We start from the raw sequence: 3,563 nt of genomic DNA on the forward strand, positions 1-3,563 counted from the left end.
CATCATCTCTCGGGTCTTTGCTGAGGGGTTGAGCTCCCGGCTCAATCAGCCTGTCGTTGTCGAACCTCGCCCCGGTGCAGGTGGCAATACCGCTTCAGCCCGTCTGCTGCAGTCTCCACCCGACGGATACACGCTGATGTCGATGACAGGCGGCCATGCCGTCTCGGCGGCTATTTACAAGTCATTACCGTTCAGTCCGATCGACGACTTTCAAATGATTTCGACGTATGGTTACTTTGCGTTCCTGGTTGCGGTTCGCAAGGACAAGCCAATCCAGACGCTCGTCGACCTTATCAGGACGGCGAAGGCATCTCCCGGAGCGCTCACCTACTCGTCGCCTGGCGTCGGCTCCACCCAACACCTTGCCGGCGAACTATTCTCGGCGTTGTCAGAAATTAAGATGACTCATGTACCTTATCGTGGCGGCAGCGCGCCGGTAACCGATCTCATCGGTGGTCAGATTGATATGTCATTTGATTCGATGTCGGTCATCGAGCCGCACTACAGGAGTGGGGCTCTGCGAGTGCTTGGCGTGACCAGCAAAGTGCGGTGGCCGAGTTTTCCTGAAATCCCGTCAATTGCAGAAACAGTTCCGGGGTACGACGTTCAGAGTTGGATGGGCCTCGCCGCGCCACGCGGTATGTCACCGGAGGTTGTGCAAAAGCTTAACACGGCGGTTCGTTCGGTTTTCGAGTCCCCCGCGGCTCTTGAACGGCTTCGAGGCCTTGGAATGAATCCGGCCTCGAGCTCGCCCGAAGAGATGAAGACGTTGGTCGACACACAGATCGCCAAGTGGAAAAAGGTGGTCGCCGATGCCAAAATTCCGCAACGCTGATCTTGCGAGAGCGTGCTAGACGGGTAGTGAAGCGCAATGCTTGGCGCTCCTGTGCCTAATGGTGGTCTCATTCGTGCGTTCGACACACATTGGAGTGAGCGAAATGCCAGTTTCGCGTCGTGAAGCTCTTGCTCTTGTGAGCGGTTCGGCGGCACTTCTCGCCCATCCGAGTGGCGCCAGGGCGCAAGCCTATCCCACGCGTCCGATTACCCTGGTCGCACCGTTCCCGGCCGGCGGAGCAGTCGATACCATCGGCCGACTGCTCGCTGAGCGGATGCAGGGATCATTGGGACAAGCTGTAGTCGTCGAGAACGTGAGCGGCGCGGCTGGCAGCGTCGGGCCTGGGCGGGTCGCGCGAGCGCCGAGCGACGGGTACACACTCAGTCTCGGGACCTCCGGGACCCACGTCCTGAACGCCGCCACCATGACATTGCAATACGACGTTTTGGCCGACTTCGGGCCGATCGCTCTGCTGTCGAGCCAGCCTCTGATGATTGTCGCAAGGAAGGACTTGCCCGCGAAAAGCCTCGGGGAATTGATTGCATGGTTGCGGGCAAATCCGGACAAGGCGACTCAAGGAACCACGGGCCTGGGAAGCACCAATCACTTGGCCGGCGTTCTGTTTCAACGGATCACCAATACTCGATTTGCATTCGTTCCATATCGTGGCACGAACCTCGCAATGCAGGATCTGATTGGCGGTCGGATCGATATGATCTTCGATCTTGCCTCGCTCTCCATACCTCTGGTGAAGGCTGGGACGATCAATGGCTACGCGGTCCTGGCGAAGAACCGGCTGGCGGGAGTGCCGGATGTGCCGACCTCGGACGAGGCGGGCCTGGCAGGATTTTACAGTTCGATCTGGATGGGGCTTTGGGCACCGAAGGGTACGCCGAGAAACATTGTCGCCAAGCTTAACGCGGCCGTGACCGATGCATTGGCTGATCCAGCCGTAAGCAAGCGCCTCATCGAGCTTGGCCACGAACTGTTTCCGGCCGAGCAAAGGTCGCCGGAAGCTCTTGCTGCGTTCCAGAAGAGCGAAGCCAATAAATGGTGGCCAATTGTCAAAGCTGCGGGCCTCAAGTGAGGGGGCGCCGGGCACCGCCTTGGCTTGCTTGGAAAGGGAGTGCGATGCGAATTCGGGGCGGGGTACGCCGAATTTTCCGAATCTGCGTGTAACCTTTGCCGACCGCTGAGCGAAGATTGAATTGTCGATCCATGCCCGAGCGCGTTTCGGACCCACCACGTACCCCGGAAAGTGGTTTCGCAACTTGATATTTTCCGTTTGCTCAACCCGGAGTTGGACATGAAGCGTTTCGTTTCGCTCGTCGCGCTGTTCATCATCGTCGCTGCTCCTTCGGCTGCGAGCGCACAGGAACGATTCGTTACAAAAAAGAGCCCCCACTCCGTCGCGGTGACCCTGGACCGACTGTCCGACGCATTGAAGCAACGCGGCATTTCAATCGTGGCACGCGTCGATCACGCATCGGCGGCAGAAAAGGTCGGCGAAAAATTGGAACCGACGCAACTGCTGATTTTCGGAAATCCGAAGCTGGGCACGCCTCTGATGCGATCGAATCAGAAGATCGGCCTCGATTTGCCGATGAAGGTTCTGGCCTGGCGCGACCGATCCGGTCAGGTGTGGATCGCATACTTGAAACCGAACGTCTTGAAGAGCGACTATGCGATCTCGGACAACGATAAGACCTTTTCCGCGATGGAGCAGGCGCTCGATGCACTGACCAATGAGGCAGTCCGCGCCAATTGACAAGCATGCGCGCCAAAGTTAGCCGGGACGCCGATCTTCCCTGCAAACCAACTGCAATCTATCCTACCCAGACGCCGAAAAATTCCATAAGGAGAGAGCAGATGCCGAGCAACATCCCCGTGAGCCCCGTTACCCTTGAAGAATACAGCGCCATGGACATGGCGGAGCGGCGCAAGGTGTGGCTGCAGATTTCCGATATCACCGAGGCTGAGTTCGAGGCTCATATGGCCGAGGAGAAGGCGCGCGAAGCGATCGTTCCCAAGGTCGGAAGCGAGGCTCCCGATTTCGTTGCCGATGTGCTGGACCGGCAGCGACAGCGAACCGGCGAAAAAGTCCAACTGTCGGCACTTCGCGGCACTCCGGTTGGCATCATCTTCGGTTCGTACACTTGACCCCCCTTCCGCAATAAGGCCGTGCGCCTTAACGAACTCTACGCTACCTACAAAGATCGGGTCCGGTTCTACCTCGTGTATATCCGGGAAGCGCACCCGCATGACGGCTGGCGCGTGCCGAATAATCTGATCGAGAACATCATTTACGACGAGCCGCGGACCGACGCGGAGCGCACTGAAGTCGCTTCAGCGTGCCAAATCAATCTCGACATTCAAATGCCGATGCTCATCGACCGCATCGACAATGATGTCGACAACAAGTACGTCGGCCTGCCGATGCGGATGTTCCTGGTCGATGCTGACGGCAAGATCGCCTTCGCCGGTAAAAAAGGCCCGTTTGGCTGGGACGACCAGGCATTCGAAGAGGCCGTCAAGAAGCTGGTCGGATGAAGCAACATCCTTGAGATTTGCCCCGCCTTTCCGCGGGGCAGATCTCGCCTCATGTCCCCGACATCAAGTTCCGGCTCAACTTCGCTCCCTTCGCCCGGCGCAGGCGTTATCCGTGTTGGTCGAGCTCGTCTGCGGTCGGCCGCTTGCATGATCGTTGCCGGTCGCGGCGACTTCCGCG

General features: G+C 58.5%; 4 protein-coding genes and 1 pseudogene. All 5 read left to right on the top strand.

Going from position 1 to position 3,563, the window contains the following annotated elements; all coding sequences use genetic code 11:
* On the top strand, positions 1-835 hold an 835-nt coding region (locus AB7F49_RS38960), incomplete at its 5' end, for a Bug family tripartite tricarboxylate transporter substrate binding protein (RefSeq protein WP_428533266.1).
* Positions 836-938: 103 nt separating this feature from the next.
* A complete protein-coding gene (locus AB7F49_RS38965) occupies positions 939-1,922 on the top strand; it encodes a Bug family tripartite tricarboxylate transporter substrate binding protein (protein WP_428533269.1) in 984 nt (327 codons plus the stop codon).
* A gap of 219 nt (positions 1,923-2,141) precedes the next feature.
* Positions 2,142-2,603: a DUF302 domain-containing protein gene (locus tag AB7F49_RS38970; protein WP_428533272.1), complete on the top strand. Its 462-nt coding sequence runs from the start codon at positions 2,142-2,144 to the stop codon at positions 2,601-2,603.
* 5 nt (positions 2,604-2,608) lie between these two features.
* Positions 2,609-2,995 (top strand): hypothetical protein, encoded by a 387-nt coding sequence (locus AB7F49_RS38975; protein WP_428533275.1) that lies wholly within the window; start codon positions 2,609-2,611, stop codon positions 2,993-2,995.
* Positions 2,996-3,007: 12 nt separating this feature from the next.
* Positions 3,008-3,385 (top strand): annotated as a pseudogene (locus AB7F49_RS38980) (deiodinase-like protein); the annotation flags it as partial.
* Between the last annotated feature and the right edge of the window lie 178 nt (positions 3,386-3,563).

Origin of the sequence: Pseudorhodoplanes sp., assembly GCF_050250235.1 — a bacterium.
In the GTDB taxonomy this organism is placed as follows: domain Bacteria; phylum Pseudomonadota; class Alphaproteobacteria; order Rhizobiales; family Xanthobacteraceae; genus Pseudorhodoplanes.